The organism is Streptomyces avicenniae, assembly GCF_000719135.1.
Lineage (GTDB): Bacteria > Actinomycetota > Actinomycetes > Streptomycetales > Streptomycetaceae > Streptomyces > Streptomyces avicenniae.
This window is the reverse complement of record NZ_JOEK01000002.1, coordinates 252,234-268,149: the sequence shown is the minus strand read 5'-3', so window position 1 is coordinate 268,149 and position 15,916 is coordinate 252,234. Positions and strand designations below refer to the sequence as shown.

The 15,916-nt window shown below is 73.1% G+C and carries 17 protein-coding genes, 1 tRNA gene and 1 pseudogene; 13 read left to right on the top strand and 6 right to left on the bottom strand.

All coding sequences use genetic code 11. From position 1 onward, the window contains the following. Positions 1 to 82: 82 nt before the first annotated feature. Both IF27_RS05305 and IF27_RS05300 read right to left on the bottom strand, forming a co-directional pair. Complete coding sequence (locus tag IF27_RS05305; protein WP_052848180.1) at positions 83 to 790, bottom strand: anti-sigma factor family protein; 708 nt, start codon at positions 788 to 790, stop codon at positions 83 to 85. Continuing rightward, entirely contained in the window at positions 787 to 1,293 is a 507-nt protein-coding gene (locus tag IF27_RS05300; protein WP_223290924.1) for a sigma-70 family RNA polymerase sigma factor, read from the bottom strand. Before IF27_RS05300 ends, IF27_RS05305 begins: the two co-directional genes overlap by 4 nt. A 128-nt stretch (positions 1,294 to 1,421) precedes the next feature. Here IF27_RS05300 and IF27_RS05295 point away from each other — a divergent pair, with 128 nt between their 5' ends. Both IF27_RS05295 and IF27_RS05290 read left to right on the top strand, forming a co-directional pair. Beyond that, positions 1,422 to 1,904 carry a DUF2231 domain-containing protein gene (locus IF27_RS05295; protein WP_052848178.1) on the top strand — a complete coding sequence of 161 codons (483 nt, stop codon included), beginning with the start codon at positions 1,422 to 1,424 and terminating at the stop codon, positions 1,902 to 1,904. A 112-nt stretch (positions 1,905 to 2,016) separates the two neighbouring features. After that, positions 2,017 to 2,733 carry an HNH endonuclease gene (locus IF27_RS05290; RefSeq protein ID WP_110945560.1) on the top strand — a complete coding sequence of 239 codons (717 nt, stop codon included), beginning with the start codon at positions 2,017 to 2,019 and terminating at the stop codon, positions 2,731 to 2,733. An 11-nt stretch (positions 2,734 to 2,744) separates the two neighbouring features. On the opposite strand, the gene IF27_RS05285 is transcribed toward IF27_RS05290, so the two are convergent. Further along, positions 2,745 to 3,737, bottom strand: coding sequence for a GlxA family transcriptional regulator (locus IF27_RS05285; RefSeq protein WP_052848176.1), 993 nt, complete (start codon positions 3,735 to 3,737; stop codon positions 2,745 to 2,747). Positions 3,738 to 3,790: 53 nt separating this feature from the next. On the opposite strand from IF27_RS05285, the gene IF27_RS05280 reads away from it, so the two are divergent. Further along, positions 3,791 to 4,186, top strand: coding sequence for a cupin domain-containing protein (locus IF27_RS05280; RefSeq protein ID WP_052848430.1), 396 nt, complete (start codon positions 3,791 to 3,793; stop codon positions 4,184 to 4,186). 53 nt (positions 4,187 to 4,239) lie between these two features. Here the strand turns inward: IF27_RS05280 and IF27_RS05275 are convergent, their stop codons facing one another. After that, positions 4,240 to 4,707: a cupin domain-containing protein gene (locus IF27_RS05275; RefSeq protein WP_052848429.1), complete on the bottom strand. Its 468-nt coding sequence runs from the start codon at positions 4,705 to 4,707 to the stop codon at positions 4,240 to 4,242. A 66-nt stretch (positions 4,708 to 4,773) separates the two neighbouring features. Then, positions 4,774 to 5,586 (bottom strand): AraC family transcriptional regulator, encoded by an 813-nt coding sequence (locus tag IF27_RS05270; protein WP_052848175.1) that lies wholly within the window; start codon positions 5,584 to 5,586, stop codon positions 4,774 to 4,776. Between the two features lie 181 nt (positions 5,587 to 5,767). Between IF27_RS05270 and IF27_RS30860 the strand changes: the two genes are divergently transcribed. The 3 genes and pseudogenes from IF27_RS30860 to IF27_RS29955 all read left to right on the top strand — a co-directional run. Then, positions 5,768 to 6,118 (top strand): hypothetical protein, encoded by a 351-nt coding sequence (locus tag IF27_RS30860; RefSeq protein ID WP_190232816.1) that lies wholly within the window; start codon positions 5,768 to 5,770, stop codon positions 6,116 to 6,118. A 131-nt stretch (positions 6,119 to 6,249) separates the two neighbouring features. Beyond that, the gene (locus tag IF27_RS05265) at positions 6,250 to 6,558 is read left to right on the top strand and encodes an immunity 53 family protein (protein WP_052848174.1); all 309 of its coding nucleotides are present in this window, start codon (positions 6,250 to 6,252) and stop codon (positions 6,556 to 6,558) included. A gap of 89 nt (positions 6,559 to 6,647) precedes the next feature. Then, a pseudogene (locus IF27_RS29955) lies at positions 6,648 to 6,830 on the top strand (tyrosine-type recombinase/integrase); the annotation flags it as partial. A 140-nt stretch (positions 6,831 to 6,970) separates the two neighbouring features. On the opposite strand, the gene IF27_RS05260 reads toward IF27_RS29955, so the two are convergent. Next, a tRNA-Arg gene (locus IF27_RS05260) sits at positions 6,971 to 7,042 on the bottom strand. Positions 7,043 to 7,198: 156 nt separating this feature from the next. On the opposite strand from IF27_RS05260, the gene IF27_RS05255 reads away from it, so the two are divergent. The 7 genes from IF27_RS05255 (at position 7,199) to rho (ending at position 15,804) form a co-directional block, all read left to right on the top strand. Beyond that, entirely contained in the window at positions 7,199 to 7,594 is a 396-nt protein-coding gene (locus IF27_RS05255) for a response regulator (protein ID WP_052848172.1), read from the top strand. Further along, positions 7,591 to 8,340: a DALR anticodon-binding domain-containing protein gene (locus IF27_RS05250; RefSeq protein WP_052848170.1), complete on the top strand. Its 750-nt coding sequence runs from the start codon at positions 7,591 to 7,593 to the stop codon at positions 8,338 to 8,340. The genes IF27_RS05255 and IF27_RS05250 overlap by 4 nt, the downstream gene beginning before the upstream one ends. Positions 8,341 to 8,356: 16 nt before the next feature. Continuing rightward, the gene (gene lysA / locus IF27_RS05245) at positions 8,357 to 9,751 is read left to right on the top strand and encodes a diaminopimelate decarboxylase (protein ID WP_052848168.1); all 1,395 of its coding nucleotides are present in this window, start codon (positions 8,357 to 8,359) and stop codon (positions 9,749 to 9,751) included. Between the two features lie 98 nt (positions 9,752 to 9,849). Further along, a complete protein-coding gene (locus IF27_RS05240) occupies positions 9,850 to 11,142 on the top strand; it encodes a homoserine dehydrogenase (protein WP_052848166.1) in 1,293 nt (430 codons plus the stop codon). 55 nt (positions 11,143 to 11,197) lie between these two features. Then, the gene (thrC, locus tag IF27_RS05235; RefSeq protein ID WP_052848428.1) at positions 11,198 to 12,265 is read left to right on the top strand and encodes a threonine synthase; all 1,068 of its coding nucleotides are present in this window, start codon (positions 11,198 to 11,200) and stop codon (positions 12,263 to 12,265) included. Positions 12,266 to 12,465: 200 nt separating this feature from the next. Next, complete coding sequence (gene thrB / locus IF27_RS05230) at positions 12,466 to 13,392, top strand: homoserine kinase (RefSeq protein ID WP_052848163.1); 927 nt, start codon at positions 12,466 to 12,468, stop codon at positions 13,390 to 13,392. Positions 13,393 to 13,785: 393 nt separating this feature from the next. Continuing rightward, positions 13,786 to 15,804, top strand: coding sequence for a transcription termination factor Rho (gene rho, locus IF27_RS05225; protein WP_052848161.1), 2,019 nt, complete (start codon positions 13,786 to 13,788; stop codon positions 15,802 to 15,804). Positions 15,805 to 15,916 lie beyond the last annotated feature (112 nt).

Here is a 15,916-nt window from a genome sequence, read left to right as displayed (position 1 = left end):
GTCCCTTCGCTCCGCGGACCGCCCGTGCGATCCGACGAGGACACGAGACCGCGGCCTCATCGGTTCACCTCGGGACCGGCTGCTACGGGACCTGGGCCGTCAGCAGGTCGTCGCCGCCCGCCGTGACCACCGAGAGGGAGGCGATGTCCTCCACCGGCACGGCGGTGGCCGCGTCCAGCGTGATCGTCCTGCCCGCCACCGCCTGCCAGGTCGCGACCTGGGTCGTGGCACCGTCGGCGTCCGTCACGACCAGCGCGTACGACCACGGGCCGCCGGGCCCCGACCAGGCCGTGCCCTCCGGATAGCCGCACTCGACCGACAGCCGCGTGCCCCAGGCGACCGGGTCCAGCCGGACATCGACGGTCATCGGCGTCGCCCCGGTCGGCTCCAGCGCCACCGACACCGCGTCGGACGGGGCGTCGCGCGTCCCGAGCACCGAGGGCACACCCGCCAGCACGGCCAGCGCGACCGCGGCGGCCAGCGCGCCCGCCGCCACCCGGACCCGCACCCGCCGCCGACCGGCGCGCCACCGTGTGTCGCGCACCAGCATCCGGTCCACGAGGTCGTCGGGCGGCGAGCCCGTGTCTGCTTCCGCCTCGGCGTCCGTCGCGGGCGCAGGGCGCGTACGGGCCAGCAGCCCCGGCATCGCGGCCAGCTCCCCGACGGCGTCCCGGCACAGCGGGCACTCCTCCAGATGGGCCTCGTACGCGTGCCGGTCCTCCGGCGTGAGCGCGCCGAGCACGTACGCGGCGTCCCAGTCGGCGAAACCCTCGTGGCCGGTCCCGCTCACCGTGTCACCCCTCTTTCCTGGAACGCCAACCGCAGGGCGCGCAGCCCGTAGTGCAGACGCGACTTCACCGTGCCCTCCGCGATGCCCAGCTCCCGCGCCACCTCCGCCGTGCTCCGGCCCCCGTAGTAGGCGCGGACGATCACCTCGCGGTGGTGCCCGCTCAGCGAGGACAGGGCGTCCTGGAGCAGCATCGCATCGAACAGCCGGTCCGTACGGTCGTCCTCGACGCGCTCCACCTCCTCGGCGGACGGACGCTCGTGACGCCGCCGCGCGCTGCGCGCCTGGTCGATCACCAGGTTGCGGGCCACGGTGAACAGCCAGCCGCGCACCGCGTCCGGGTCCTCGGCCAGCAGCCCGGGGTTGCGCCAGGCCCGCAGCAGCGTCTCCTGGACCACGTCGTCCGCGTCGGCCAGGCTCCCCGTCAGCGAGGCGACGTACCGCCACAGCGCGGCGGCGTGCCGGTCGTGCAGCGCACGCAGCGCCGTCGCCCTCCGCACGCTCACGCCCGGTCCCTCCGGCATGCGGCTCCCGCCGCGCGGTCGTTCGTCACCCACACGCGGACCACGAGGCGCGGCGCGGGATGGTTCACGCGCGGGGTGAACTTTCCGCCCGCGCGTCTCGTGACCTCCCCATGGACCATACGCCGAACCTGTCGGGGCTCCCGATCCACCCGCTCGTCGTCCACGCCGTCGTCGTCCTGCTGCCGCTGACCGTGCTCGCGCTGCTGCTCGCGCAGTTCTGGCCCGCCGCGCGGCGGCGGCTCGGCGTCGTCACGCCGCTCGGCGCGCTGGCCGTCGCCGTGCTGGTGCCCGTGACGATCTCGGCGGGCGAATCGCTCGCCGAGGTCGTCGGGCCGCTGCCCGCGGTGGAGCGGCACGAGCGGTACGGGCGGATGCTGCTGCCGTGGGCGCTGGCGCTCCTCGTCGTCGCCGTCGCGCAGTGGGTCTGGTTCCGGTGGGGGAGGGACAGGGCGCGCCTGACCGGGCGCGCGGTGACGGTGGCCACCGCCGTCCTCGGCGCGCTGGCCGTCCTCGTCGCGGCCGGGAGCACGTACGCGCTCGTGCGCGCGGGGGACTCGGGCGCAGAAGCCGTCTGGGGCGGCCTCCTCGGCTGACCCACGGCCCGCCGCCGCCGGGCTCCACTGTCAGTGGCCCCTCCTAGGCTTCTGCCACGCGCACGACCGCGCCGAGGCAGGGGCCGGAAGGTCCGGGAACGGGGGTGGGACCTTGCGGAGTCCGCACTGGTCGCAGGACGAGGTGATCCTCGTCTGTGACCTGGTCGTCAGGAACGGCTGGAAGCGCCTGTACCCGGAGGACGCGCGCGTCGTCGCGTTGTCGGAGCTTCTGCGGCTCATGCCGATCCACCCCGAATCCGTCCGGGGCGAGAAGTTCCGCAATCCCAACGGCGTCGGGCGCAAGAGCGTCGATCTTGCCACGCGCCGCACGGGCTTCGACGGCGTGACGACCCACGGCAGCGCACTGGACGGCGAGGTCGTCCGCGCCTTCGAGACCAGACCGGACGAGATGGCCAGGGCCGCCCACCTCATCAGGGAAGGTGTCGCGTCGGGTGCCTTCCGTGGCCTGCCGGAAGGCGCCGTCGAGGAGGCGGAGGAGTACAGCGCACCGGAGGGCAGGCTCCTGCTCAGGCGCCACCTCGCCCGGGAGCGTGACCGGACGGTGCGGAGACGGAAGATCGCGGACGCCCTCGGCCGAGGCGGGCGGCTCGCCTGTGAGGCGTGCGACTTCGACTTCGAGGCGCGCTACGGGGCGCGCGGGGCCGGATACATCGAGGTCCACCACGTCGTCCCGCTGCATCTCACGGGCGAGACGCGGACCCGTCTCGGGGACCTGGCGCTGATCTGCGCGAACTGTCACCGGATGATCCACCGGCGTGCGCCATGGCTCACGCCCGCCGAGCTGCGGGCGTCCATACGCCGGGAGTAGGGCGCCCGCCGTCAGGACACCTCGGGCCCGAACCGGCGCCGGTACGCCGACGGGGTGATGCCGGTCTCGCGGCGCATCAGCAGGCGCAGATGAGCGGCGGTACCGAGCCCGCTGCGCCGCGCGACCACCTCGAAACGTGACTCACCCCGCTCGATCAACCGGCATGCCAGGGCGAGCCGTTCCCCCGTGAGCCACGCCAACGGCGTCGTGCCCAGCTGGGCACGGAAGCGGCGGTGCAGTGTCGCCTGGCTGACCGCCGCCCGCGCCGCGAGGCCGGACACGGTGAGCGGCGCGTCCAGCCGTTCCTGGGCCCAGGCCAGGACGGGGGCCAGGGACTCGTCCGGCACGTCGGGCATGGGGCGCTCCACGAACTGCCGCTGCCCGCCGTCCCGGTGCGCCGCGAAGACCAGCCGCCGACTCACGGAGTTGGCGACCTCCGCGCCATGGTCGCGCCGGACCACGTGCAGCCCCAGGTCGAGCGCGGCCGTGCTGCCCGCGGAGGTGAGGATGTCGCCGTCGTCCACGAACAGCACGTCCGATTCGAGCCGCACGGACGGGAAGCGTGCACGGAAGACGTCGGCCCACTGCCAGTGCGCGGTGGCCCGCCGCCCGTCGAGGACGCCCGCCTCCGCCAGCGTGAAGGCCCCGCTGCAGAAGCCGATCAGGCGCGCGCCACGCGCGTGCGCCCGCCGGACGGCGTCGAGGACGGCGGGACGGCGCGGCACGTCGGTGTCCGGGCGGTTCGGGACGATCAGGGTGTCCGCCGCGTCGGCCGCCTCCAGCCCGGCGACTCCCGTGAGCACGAAGAACCCGTCCCGCATCAGGGTGCGGGGCTCAGGGGAGCAGAGCCCGAAGTCGTAGAGACGACGCCCGAGCTCCGGCCTGTGCAGCCCGAAGACCTCGGTCGCGCAGCCGAGTTCGAAAGGGTTCGAGTTCTCGTCCACGATCACGACCACCCGGTGCGCGCCCGCCGTGGGGACCGCGTGCGAGGATTCTTTCGGCATATGCGATTCCTAGCACTCACCGTGGCCCCACGGAACCGCGCACGATGGGCCACATGAGCAGCGAACCCATTCCCCTCGGCGACGCCCTGGCCTCGTTCGACGCCCTGTGGAGCCCTCGGATCGTGACGCGCGTCAACGACTACGACGTCCGCATCGCCAAGGTCGAGGGCGAACACCTCTGGCACGTCCACGACCACACCGACGAGTTCTTCCTCGTGCTCGACGGCGAGTTCCGGATCTCCCTGCGCGAGCCGGGCGGGGAGCGCACGGTCGTCCTGCCGAAGGGGGCGGTGTTCACCGTCCCACGGGGCACCGAGCACAAGCCCGAGGCCCCGTCAGGCGCCGCGATCCTCATGTTCGAGCCCACCGGGACGTCCAACGTGGGCGATCGCCACGACGCGATCCCGGACCACGTGGACCCGACGACCGGACACGCCCTCGACCTCTGAGCCGCACGACCGGGGCGCCCGTTGACGGGCGCCCCGGTCGCGACGTGTCCCCGTCAGGGCACGTGGTCGCCGGGCGTGCCGATGGACTCGGCCGGGCCGGTGGCGGTCCGCGGACGGTGGTCGGTGCCGAGGCCGGGGGTGACGGTCAGGATGGACGCCGCGCCGTCCATATCGACCGCGTGCCATGCCCCGGCCGGGTTGACGGTGGCTTCGCCCGGCCCGAGCGGCACGCGCTCGGTCACCCCCTCCACGTCGCGGATGACCGTCACCGACCCGCTGAGGCAGATGATCAGTTCGTCACCGGAAGGGTGGCGTTCCCAATGGTCGCCGGGGCCGTCGCCGTCGTGGATGGTCACCAACCGGCCCTCGGCGCCGTCCGCCGCGGTCGCGGCGCTGTAGGCCCCGAGCACCTCAGGATCCCAGGCGAAGCCCTCGATGGGTCTCGCCCTCGATCCCAGGCCGAGGTGCACGGGGGTGGTCCGCAGGACGATGGCGTCGCGTTCGTGGTGGACAAGTCTCATGCCGACGATCGTCACCGGTCGGCGCCCGGGTGGTCTTGAAGGAAAGGGAACGGAGGCCGACGCGGACTACCCGGCCTTGAGCAGCACTTCGCCGCGACGCCAGACCGTCGGCGACCGGCCCGTGAACTCGCGCCAGTCCCGGACGAGATGGGCCTGGTCGGCGTAGCCGGAGACGGCCGCCACGTCGGTCCACGGGAGCGGGGCGTGCGCCGTCGCCAACTGGTGCGCGTGCTCGAACCGCAGGACGCGGGCGAAGGTCTTCGGCGACAGGCCCACTTCCCCGCGGAACCGCTCGGTGAGGTACCGGCGGCTCCAGCCCAGCTCCGCGGCCACCGCCCCGACCTGCACGCGGCCCCGCGCGGCGACGAGGCGGCGCCACGCCTCGGCCACCTCGGGGCGCACCCGGGGCAGGGGGGCGCCCCCGGCGTCGCGGCCGACGGCTCGCAGGAGCACCTCGTCCAGCACGGCGAACCGCCCGGCCCAGGTCGTCACCGCCCGGAGCCGATCGACCAACTCGACGCCGAGCGCTCCGAGAAGCTCGTCGAGGGGGACCAGCCGGTGGGCGAGCGCGGCGGCGGGCATCCCGTAGACGGCCCGGGCCCCGAGCGGTGTCAGCGCCACCTGCACGCCCCGCTGGCGTCCGTCGTGGTGGATCGCGACGGACCGGCACATCAGCCCACCGGCCACGCTGCCGAAGCGGGTGACCGGCGACCCGTCGTCCACGCCCGCCGCCACCTCCAACGGGTCGGACAGGCTGATCACCGCGGTGAGCACGCGGCCCGGCGGGCCGCAGTGCACCCCCGCCGGGAACCCGCGAAGGTCGAAACCGGCGTACGAGCCGACGTACCGCCGCAAGGCGGGCGCCGGACGCGCCGTCATCACGCTGGTCGTACGCTGCTCCACCCTCGCCAGTCTACGAACCGCCCCCCGGCGCCGCGGCACCGTCCTGGCCGTGGATGCCGACGGGCATTGGCGCCTTCGGTAGCGAATGGGCACCTCTTGTGCAGTGCGCAACGGCCATGGAATTCTTCCGTGACGATTGGGGTGGCTGGTGAGACGGATGGACGACTGGCATGTCGGATCGTTCCTGAAAAATATCGCCCTTCTCGAAATGAGGGCGATGGCGCGACGGGCGAAGCCGGTGGAGATGTGGCCGAGCGACGACTATGTCGCGTGTATCGCGTGGCTCGCCGACATGTGTCACAACATGCCGGATGTTTCCCTGCGGCGCGGAGGAGTTCGTCGCATAAGTTTCCGGGGTGCGCGGCGGGAGCGTCCCTTTCTGTATGCATGGAGCGTCGCTGACCCGATCGGGCGTGAGTGGATACTTGATCGGCTGAGGCGCGAGGGAATTGCCTGGAAACCTCCCGGCGATGCATTGTTCCGCACGCGACGGGGCGAAGTCTCTTGATGTGGAATGTGGCGGAGAAGCCTCAGTTGGGCAATCCAGCGCGAACTCACATACCCATGCCGACACGTGAACCTGTCGGATGGTTCCGCAAGACCAACCGGACTGTGGCAGATCCGTCCGAGGAGGACCCCGTGGGTGAAGCCTTGTCAAGGCTGCAGGAATGGTATTCCAGCGCGTGTGACGGAGATTGGGAGCACGAGTTCGGGATCAGCATCCAAACGCTGGACAACCCGGGATGGTCCTTGGAGATCGACCTCTCCGAGACACCGTTGGAGGGGCGTAGGTTCGCGTGCAAAAATACCGATTCCGAGTCGTCGTGGTTCTTCGTGGAGAGCAATGGATCGCGCTTCAACGCGGCTTGTGACCCTCACTCTTTGGAACGGGTCATCGAGATATTCCTTACATTCGCTGAAGGCGATTCGTCTTCGGATCACCCTTGATGCGTGACCGTCTGAAGCTGCGTAGGACGCGTCAAGCTGCGGACGGAGGGCTCCTCACCGAACGAGCGTGGGGGAGTGCTGGTCGCGAGCGCCCCTACGACCTGCGGCACACCTGCATCACGACGTGGCTCAACGCCGGTGTGCCCGTGGCCGAGGTGGCCAGGCGGGCGGGGAACTCGCCCGAGGTCATCCACCGCCGCTACGAGGGCTGCATCGACGGCCACGAGGAGGTGAACAATCGGAAGATCGAGCAGGCCATGGGATGGGCCTGACAGGCGCGTGAGCCCACGCGCCACTCACGCGTGAACACCGCTGGACAGCGAGACAGGGCCGGACTCAATGGGACTGAGTCCGGCCCTGTCTGATGACACCTGTGCTGGTCAGAGGAGCGATCCTCGATGTCCACGCGAAGTGCCCCCGGCAGGATTCGAACCTGCGCACACGGCTCCGGAGGCCGTTGCTCTATCCCCTGAGCTACGGGGGCGCATCCGCCGCCCTGGGGCGACGGGAAGAACCTTACCAGCTCGGTCCGGTGGGTCCGCACCGCCGTTTCCGCACGCGGGTGCGGGGCGCGCTACCGCCGGGTAGAAGTTGCCGTAAAGCCCGGACAGCGGCGGAAGTACGCGCTTACGCTGGCTGTGTGCCAGGCGCTTTTGGGCGGGTCCTTGTCGTCGATGACAGTCAGGTGATCCGGCAGTTGATCAGGGTCAACCTCGAACTCGACGGCTTCGAGGTCATGACCGCGGCCGACGGCGCCCAGTGCCTGGAGAGCGTCCACGCGTTCCGCCCCGACGTGATCACCCTCGACCTCGCCATGCCCCGCCTCGACGGGCTGCGCACCGTGGACCGCCTCCGGCTCGACCCCCGCACGGTCGGCATCCCCCTCGTCCTCGTGAGCGCCAGCGCCGGGGCCGGGGTGTGCACGGGCGGGGTGGACGCGGTGCTGGCCAAGCCGTTCGAGCCCGCCGAGCTGGTCCGCCTCGTACGGACGCTGTGCGCCGAGGGCCGCCCGGCCTCTCGTACGCTTGCCCCGTGACCCCGGCCCAGCTCTCCGACGCCGTCCTGCGCACCGCGCGCGACGGTCTCGGCGTCGTCGCCGGGCCCGAGGCGGTCGCGCTCAGGCGCGCCCCCCACGGGCGCCCCGGCTGGGCCACGCCCGTGGCGCTGCGGCTCGCCGCCACCGCCGGACGGGACGCCCGCGACGTGGCACGCGTCCTGCGCGACGGCCTCCTCGCCGTCCCCGGCGTGCGGACCGTCGAGATCACCGGCACGGCGTTCCTCACCATCGCCGTGGACGACGAGGCCGGACTCCTCACCCAGCTCCTCGCCCGTCCCCGCCCCACGCCCCTGCCCGAGGACCCCGCCCGCGACATCGCCCGCTGGGCCGCCGCGACCGGCACGGCGCCAGGGCCCGGGCTGCTCGTGCAGCGCGACGGGAACCCGCTGTTCCGCGTCCGCCACGCCCACGCCCGCTCCCGCGCCGTCACCCGCGCCGCCGACGCCCTCGGCGTCACGCCCGAGCCCGGCGCCGCCCCCTACGACGCCGCCGAGCGGGCCCTGCTCGCGCTCCTGGGGGAACGGCCCCCCGTCCGCCCCGCCCCCTGGCTCGACCAGGTCGCCCGCGCCTTCGCCGCGACCGGTCACGGACGGGCGGCGCTGCCCGTCGGCGACGGGAAACCCACGGCCGTCCACCGCGCCCGGCTCGCCCTCGCCCAGGCCACCGGGACGGTGCTCGCCGACGGCCTGCTCCAGCTGGGCATCAGCGCGCCCGACCACATGTAGACGTGAGAGAAGAACCATGAGCCGTTCCGCCCACCCCGCCGGGCCCCGCCACGCCGACGTCCTGCCCGAGGGCCACTACGCCGCGCCGCCCGCCGACCTCAACCGCCTCGACCCCCGCGTCTGGTCCCAGACGGTCGAGCGCGGCGACGACGGCGAGGTGCGCGTCGCCGGGATCGGCGTCCGCCGCCTGGCCGCCGAGCAGGGCACGCCCGCCTACGTCCTCGACGAGGCCGACTTCCGCGCCCGCTGCCGCGCATGGCGCCAGGCGTTCGGCACGGGCGCCGACGTCTACTACGCGGGCAAGGCGTTCCTGTCGCGCGCCGTCGTCCGCTGGCTGCGCGAGGAGGGGCTGAACCTCGACGTCTGCTCCGGCGGCGAGCTGGCCACGGCGCTCGCCGCCGAGATGCCGCCCGCCCGCATCGCGCTGCACGGCAACAACAAGTCGCTCACCGAGATCGACCGCGCCGTGTCCGCCGGGGTCGGCCACATCGTGCTCGACTCGCTCCAGGAGATCGACCGCGTCGCCGCCGCCGCCGAGCGGCACGGGGTGCGGCAGCGGGTGCTGATCCGTGTCACGGTCGGCGTCGAGGCGCACACGCACGAGTTCATCGCGACGGCGCACGAGGACCAGAAGTTCGGCCTCGGCCTGGCCGACGGCACCGCGGCCGAGGCCGTACGCCGGGTGCTGGCGCGGCCGGAGGCGCTGGAGCTGGCCGGGCTGCACTCGCACATCGGCTCGCAGATCTTCGACATGGCGGGCTTCGAGGTCTCCGCCCGCCGCGTCGTCGGCCTGCTGGCCGCCATCCGCGACGAGCACGGCGTCGAGCTGCCCGAGGTGGACCTCGGCGGCGGCCTCGGCATCGCCTACACCTCGGCCGACGACCCCGCCGAGCCGCACCAGATCGCGAAGACCCTCGGCGACATCCTGGCCCGCGAGTGCGACGCGGCGCGGCTCGCCGTGCCCCGCCTGTCCGTCGAGCCGGGCCGGGCGATCGTGGGGCCGGGCGCGTTCCTGCTGTACGAGGTCGGGACCGTCAAGCCGCTGCACGGCCTGCGCACGTACGTCAGCGTGGACGGCGGCATGTCCGACAACATCCGCACCGCGCTCTACGACGCCGAGTACTCCGTCGCGCTCGTCTCCCGCGCCTCCGCCGCCGAGCCGATGCTGGTGCGCGTCGTCGGCAAGCACTGCGAGAGCGGCGACATCGTCGTACGGGACGCGTGGCTGCCCGCCGACCTGGCGCCCGGCGACCTGATCGCCGTGCCCGCCACCGGCGCGTACTGCCGCTCGATGGCGAGCAACTACAACCACACGCCCCGCCCGCCGGTGGTCGCGGTGGCGGACGGGGCGGCCCGCGTCATCGTCCGCCGCGAGACGGAGGATGATCTGCTGGGGCTCGACGTCGGCTGACCGGCGCGGGCCGCAGTCCGCATAGTGAACGCGGGACAGGGGCCGGGACCCGGTGCGTGAGACTGGGAATCCTTGCACGAGCTGAAAGGCGAGTTCACATGGTGCGTAGCCGTCCGCTGAAGGTGGCGCTGCTGGGCTGCGGGGTCGTCGGCTCCCAGGTGGCCCGCCTCATGACGACGCACGCCGCTGACCTCGCCGCCCGCATCGGCGCGCCGGTCGAGCTGGCCGGGGTGGCCGTCCGCCGCCCCGACCGGGTGCGCGGCGGCGTCGATCCCGGGCTGGTGACGACGGACGCGGCCGGGCTCGTCGCGCGCGGCGACATCGACGTCGTGGTGGAGCTCATCGGCGGCATCGAGCCCGCCAGGACGCTGATCCTGTCGGCGTTCGCGCACGGCGCGGGCGTCGTCACCGCCAACAAGGCGCTGCTCGCGCAGGACGGGCCGACGCTGCACGCCGCCGCGGCCGAGCACGGCGCCGACCTCTACTTCGAGGCCGCCGTCGCGGGCGCGATCCCGCTGCTGCGCCCGCTGCGCGAGTCGCTCGCCGGGGACCACGTCAACCGCGTCCTCGGCATCGTGAACGGCACCACGAACTTCATCCTCGACCGCATGGAGACGAGCGGCGCGGGCTACGGCGAGGCCCTTCAGGAGGCCACGGCCCTCGGCTACGCGGAGGCCGACCCCACGGCCGACGTCGAGGGGTTCGACGCGGCGGCGAAGGCGGCGATCCTGGCCGGGATCGCGTTCCACAGCCGCGTCGCGCTGGACGACGTGCACCGCGAGGGCATCACGGAGGTCACGGCCGCCGACATCGCCAGCGCCCGCAAGATGGGCTGCACGGTGAAGCTGCTCGCCATCTGCGAGCGCGCGGAGGACGGCCGGTCGGTGACGGCGCGCGTCCACCCGGCGATGATCCCGCTGACCCACCCGCTCGCCTCGGTGCGCGAGGCGTACAACGCCGTCTTCGTCGAGGCGGACGCGGCGGGGCAGCTCATGTTCTACGGCCCGGGCGCGGGCGGCGTGCCCACGGCGTCGGCCGTGCTCGGCGACCTGGTCGCGGCCTGCCGCAACCGGCTCGGCGGCGGGCGCGGTCCCGGCGAGTCGGCGTACGCGGCGCTGCCGGTCGGCCCGATGGGGAAGGTCGTCACGCGCTACCACATCAGTCTCGACGTCGCGGACAAACCGGGTGTGCTCGCGCAGTGCGCCATGGTCTTCGCGGGGCAGGGCGTGTCCATCGACACGGTCAGGCAGACCGGCAAGGACGGCGAGGCGCAGCTCGTCGTCGTCACGCACCGGGCGCCGGACGCCGCGCTCTCCGCGACCGTCGAGGAGCTGCGCGGACTGGACACGGTGCACGGCGTCGCGAGCATCATGCGCGTCGAAGGGGAGTAGCGCCGTGCGCGGCGCAGCCAACACGAAGGGCTCGATCGTCATGAAGTCACCCGCCATGTCCGCCACCAGCCGTCAGTGGCGGGGCGTCATCGAGGAGTACCGTGACCGGCTGCCGGTCACGGCGGACACCCCCGTGGTCACCCTGCGCGAGGGCGGCACGCCGCTGGTGCCCGCGCAGGTGCTCTCCGAGCGCACCGGCTGCGAGGTGCACCTCAAGGTCGAGGGCGCGAACCCGACCGGTTCCTTCAAGGACCGGGGCATGACGATGGCCATCTCGAAGGCCAAGGAGGAGGGCGCCCGCGCGGTCATCTGCGCCTCGACGGGCAACACGTCCGCCTCCGCCGCCGCCTACGCGGTGCGCGCCGGGATGGTGTGCGCCGTCCTGGTCCCGCAGGGCAAGATCGCGCTCGGCAAGATGGGCCAGGCGCTCGTGCACGGCTCGCGCATCCTCCAGGTTGACGGCAACTTCGACGACTGCCTGACGCTGGCGCGCGGCCTGTCGGAGAAGTACCCGGTGGCGCTGGTCAACTCGGTGAACCCGGTGCGGATCGAGGGGCAGAAGACCGCCGCGTTCGAGATCGTGGACATGCTCGGCGACGCCCCCGACCTCCACGTCCTGCCGGTCGGCAACGCGGGCAACATCACCGCGTACTGGAAGGGCTACGGCGAGTACGCCGCCGACGGTCCCGCGACCCGCACGCCGCGCATGTGGGGCTACCAGGCGTCGGGCGCGGCGCCCCTCGTCCGGGGCGAGCCGGTCAAGGACCCGACGACGATCGCCACCGCCATCCGCATCGGCAACCCGGCGTCGTGGTCGCTCGCCGAGCGGGCGCGCGACGAGTCCGGCGGCCTCATCGACGAGGTGACGGACCGTCAGATCCTGTCCGCCTACCGCCTGTTGGCGTCGCAGGAGGGCGTCTTCGTCGAGCCCGCGTCGGCCGCGTCGGTCGCCGGGCTGCTGAAGGCGCACGAGCTGGGGCTCGTCGATCCCGGCCAGCGGATCGTCTGCACGGTCACCGGCAACGGTCTGAAGGACCCCGACTGGGCCGTCGCCGGGGCGCCGCGCCCCGTCACGGTCCCGGTGGACGCGGACGCCGCCGCCGAGCGGCTCGGCCTGGCCTGATCCGGGGCGCGGGCGGGCGACACCGGGTGGCCCTGTATCGCCGGTGAACCCTCCTTCGATACGCTGGGATTCGTCCCGGAGCGCACCGCCGCTCACGCGCCTCGCCCCTGTGGCGGGCCACCGTCCGGCGCACCGCAGCCGCCGTGCGTGCCGCGCCCGGGGGACATGCCGCACATCTCAGCAAGGAGAGTCATCCAGCGATGGCCCATCCCGCCTTCCGCGCCGCCGCCGTCCGGGTGCGCGTCCCCGCGACCAGCGCCAACCTCGGCCCCGGCTTCGACGCGCTGGGCCTCGCGCTCGGCCTGTACGACGACATCGTCGTCCGGGTGGCCGAGAGCGGGCTCCACATCGACATCGCGGGCGAGGGCGCGGACACGGTGGCGCGTGACGAGGGGAACCTGCTGGTCCGCTCGCTGCGCACCGCGTTCGACGCGCTCGGCGGGCAGCCGCGCGGCCTTGAGGTCGTCTGCGCGAACCGCATTCCGCACGGGCGCGGCCTCGGCTCCTCGTCGGCCGCCATCTGCGCCGGGCTGGTCGCCGCCCGCGCGGTCACGACGGGCGGCGAGCACAAGATCGACGACGCGGCGCTGCTGGAGCTGGCCGCCGAGATCGAGGGGCACCCGGACAACGTCGCCGCCTGTCTGCTCGGCGGTTTCACCCTCGCCTGGGGCGAGGGCGGCGCGGTGCGCGCCGTGCGGATGGACCCGGCGCCCGGCGTCGTCCCCGTCGTGTTCGTGCCGTCCACGCCGCTGGCGACCGAGACGGCCAGGGGGCTGCTGCCGCGCACCGTCCCGCACGCGGACGCGGCGGCGAACGCGGGCCGTGCCGCGCTGCTGGTCGAGGCCCTGACCAGGCGCCCCGAGCTGCTGCTCCCGGCCACCGAGGACCGGCTGCACCAGGAGTACCGGGCGCCCGCGATGCCGGACAGCGTCGAGCTGGTGCACCGGCTGCGCGCCGACGGCGTGCCCGCCGTCATCTCGGGCGCGGGGCCGACGGTGCTGGCGCTCGCGGACGAGGGCCAGGCCGACAAGATCGCCCGGCTGGCCGGTGACGGCTGGACGGCGAACCGGCTGGCCCTGGACACGGCGGGGGCCAGCGTCCTCCCGCTGGCCAAGGCCGCCCGGTGACGCGGGCGCCGCGGTTCCCCGGCCGGAAAATCAGCGAGAGGGGGGAATGAACGCGGCGTCCGGTAGTGTTAATCTCAAGTCCGCACCTACCACTCCGACGAGTCCGGTGCGGAATTCCGGGGTCCCACGTCGTTGGGACCACCCCTTTCCTCCGGGAGCCTCCCTCATCTGCCTGAGCAGCCTGCCTGGTAGCGCCGAGCACGCTCCGGAGTGTGGTGCGGGGGTAGCAGTCCGCGACCCCACACACCACAGCATGAATCGCATCTTCCGCCGTGCGCAGTGAGCAGGCGGGATCTACCGCACCGGTCGGCCCACCGCACAGGGCCGCAGCCGGACAGCACGACCGGTCGCCGAGCCAGACAGGCCGACGTCCGCTCCAGGGAAGGACCCTTAGTGAGCGACACCACCGATCTGATGGGCGTGAGTGCCGACACCGCCGGCAAGAGCGCCGGTGCTGCCACCACGTCCGCCACGGACGCTCCTGCCGCCTCCGCCGCGCCCCGTCGCCGGCGGGCCGGCACCGGCCTTGAGGGCATGGTGCTTGCCGAGTTGCAGCAGGTCGCGGCGAAGCTGGGGATCAGGGGCACGGCGCGGATGCGCAAGAGCCAGCTGATCGAGGTCATCAAGGAGAAGCAGGCCGGCGGCGCCCCGTCGGCGCAGGCGAACGGCGAGGCCACGTCCGCCGAGACCGCCGAGAAGCCCAAGCGCCGCGCCACCTCCCGTGCCCGTACCGGTGACGAGTCCGGTGCCGCCCAGCAGATCGACATCCCGGGCCAGGCCGAGGTGAAGGCCGCTCCGGCCGCCGAGGCCGGGGAGCGCGCCGAGCAGGCGCCCGCCGAGCAGGGCCGCGCCGACGGCGGCAAGGGCTCGGGCGAGGGCCAGCAGGACCGTCAGTCCAAGCGTGAGCGTGACCGCGGGCGGCGTGAGAAGAGCGGCCAGAACGGCCAGGGCCAGAACGCGCAGCCGCAGGGCGGCGGCCAGAACCAGGGCGGTCAGGGCGGTCAGGGCGGTCAGAACTCCCAGGGCCAGGGCCAGGGCCAGGGCGGCGGCCAGAACCAGGGCCGCAACCGCGACCGCGACAGGGATCGCGACCGTGACCGGGAGCGTGAGGGCGGGCGCGACCGTGACCGCGACCGGGGTGACCGGGACCGCGATCGGGACCGCGGTGGTGACGACGACTTCGACGGCAGCCGCCGCGGACGCCGCGGCCGGTACCGCGACCGCCGTGGGCGCCGTGGGCGCGACGAGGTCGTGGAGCCGCAGATCACCGACGACGACGTGCTGATCCCCGTCGCGGGCATCCTCGACATCCTCGACAACTACGCGTTCGTCCGCACCTCCGGCTACCTCCCCGGGCCGAACGACGTCTACGTCTCCCTCGCCCAGGTCCGCAAGGCCGGTCTGCGCAAGGGCGACCACGTCACCGGCGCCGTCAGGCAGCCGAAGGACGGCGAGCGCCGCGAGAAGTTCAACGCGCTCGTCCGCCTCGACTCCGTCAACGGCACGTCGGCCGAACAGGGCCGCGGGCGGCCCGAGTTCAACAAGCTGACGCCGCTGTACCCGCAGGAGCGGCTGCGCCTGGAGAACGACCCGGGCGCCCTGATCCCGCGCATCATCGACCTGGTCGCGCCCATCGGCAAGGGGCAGCGCGGTCTCATCGTGGCCCCGCCGCGCACCGGCAAGACCACGATCATGCAGTCGATCGCCAACTCGATCACGCACAACAACCCCGAGTGCCACCTGATGGTCGTGCTGGTGGACGAGCGGCCGGAAGAGGTCACCGACATGCAGCGCGCGGTCAAGGGCGAGGTCATCTCCTCGACCTTCGACCGGCCGTCCGAGGACCACACCACCATCGCCGAGCTGGCCATCGAGCGCGCCAAGCGGCTCGTGGAGCTGGGGCACGACGTCGTCCTGCTGCTGGACAACATCACGCGCCTCGGCCGCGCCTACAACCAGGCGGCGCCCGCGTCCGGCCGTATCCTCTCCGGCGGTGTGGACTCCGCGGCGCTCTACCCGCCGAAGAAGTTCTTCGGCGCCGCCCGCAACATCGAGGACGGCGGCTCGCTGACCATCCTGGCCACCGCGCTGGTCGAGACCGGCTCGCGCGCGGACGAGGTGATCTTCGAGGAGTTCAAGGGCACGGGCAACATGGAGCTCAAGCTCGACCGGAAGCTCTCCGACAAGCGCATCTTCCCCGCCGTGGACGTGGACGCGTCCGGCACGCGCAAGGAGGAGATCCTCCTGGGCAGCGAGGAGCTGGCCATCGTCTGGAAGCTGCGCCGTGTCCTGCACGCGCTCGACCAGCAGCAGGCCATCGAGCTGCTCCTGGACAAGATGAAGAAGACCAAGAGCAACGCGGAGTTCCTGCTCCAGATCCAGAAGACGACGCCGACGCCCTCGGGCGACTGATCCACGGCACGTCCGTCCGGCCCGTCGAGCTCCCAGGCTCGGCGGGCCGGACCCGTTTCCGGCGCAGGGGCGCCGTGTGCTTGACATCTGACGTCAAGTGCTTGACGCTTGG

What these genes read in the sequence shown, in the direction of transcription:
- IF27_RS05295 (WP_052848178.1), top strand. Translation starts at nt 1,422, where the DNA reads ATGGACCATACGCCGAACCTGTCGGGGCTCCCGATCCACCCGCTCGTC.
- IF27_RS05285 (WP_052848176.1), bottom strand. Translation starts at nt 3,737, where the DNA reads ATGCCGAAAGAATCCTCGCACGCGGTCCCCACGGCGGGCGCGCACCGG.
- IF27_RS05280 (WP_052848430.1), top strand. Translation starts at nt 3,791, where the DNA reads ATGAGCAGCGAACCCATTCCCCTCGGCGACGCCCTGGCCTCGTTCGAC.
- IF27_RS05275 (WP_052848429.1), bottom strand. Translation starts at nt 4,707, where the DNA reads ATGAGACTTGTCCACCACGAACGCGACGCCATCGTCCTGCGGACCACC.
- IF27_RS05270 (WP_052848175.1), bottom strand. Translation starts at nt 5,586, where the DNA reads ATGACGGCGCGTCCGGCGCCCGCCTTGCGGCGGTACGTCGGCTCGTAC.
- IF27_RS30860 (WP_190232816.1), top strand. Translation starts at nt 5,768, where the DNA reads ATGGACGACTGGCATGTCGGATCGTTCCTGAAAAATATCGCCCTTCTC.
- lysA (WP_052848168.1), top strand. Translation starts at nt 8,357, where the DNA reads ATGAGCCGTTCCGCCCACCCCGCCGGGCCCCGCCACGCCGACGTCCTG.
- IF27_RS05240 (WP_052848166.1), top strand. Translation starts at nt 9,850, where the DNA reads ATGGTGCGTAGCCGTCCGCTGAAGGTGGCGCTGCTGGGCTGCGGGGTC.
- thrC (WP_052848428.1), top strand. Translation starts at nt 11,198, where the DNA reads ATGTCCGCCACCAGCCGTCAGTGGCGGGGCGTCATCGAGGAGTACCGT.
- thrB (WP_052848163.1), top strand. Translation starts at nt 12,466, where the DNA reads ATGGCCCATCCCGCCTTCCGCGCCGCCGCCGTCCGGGTGCGCGTCCCC.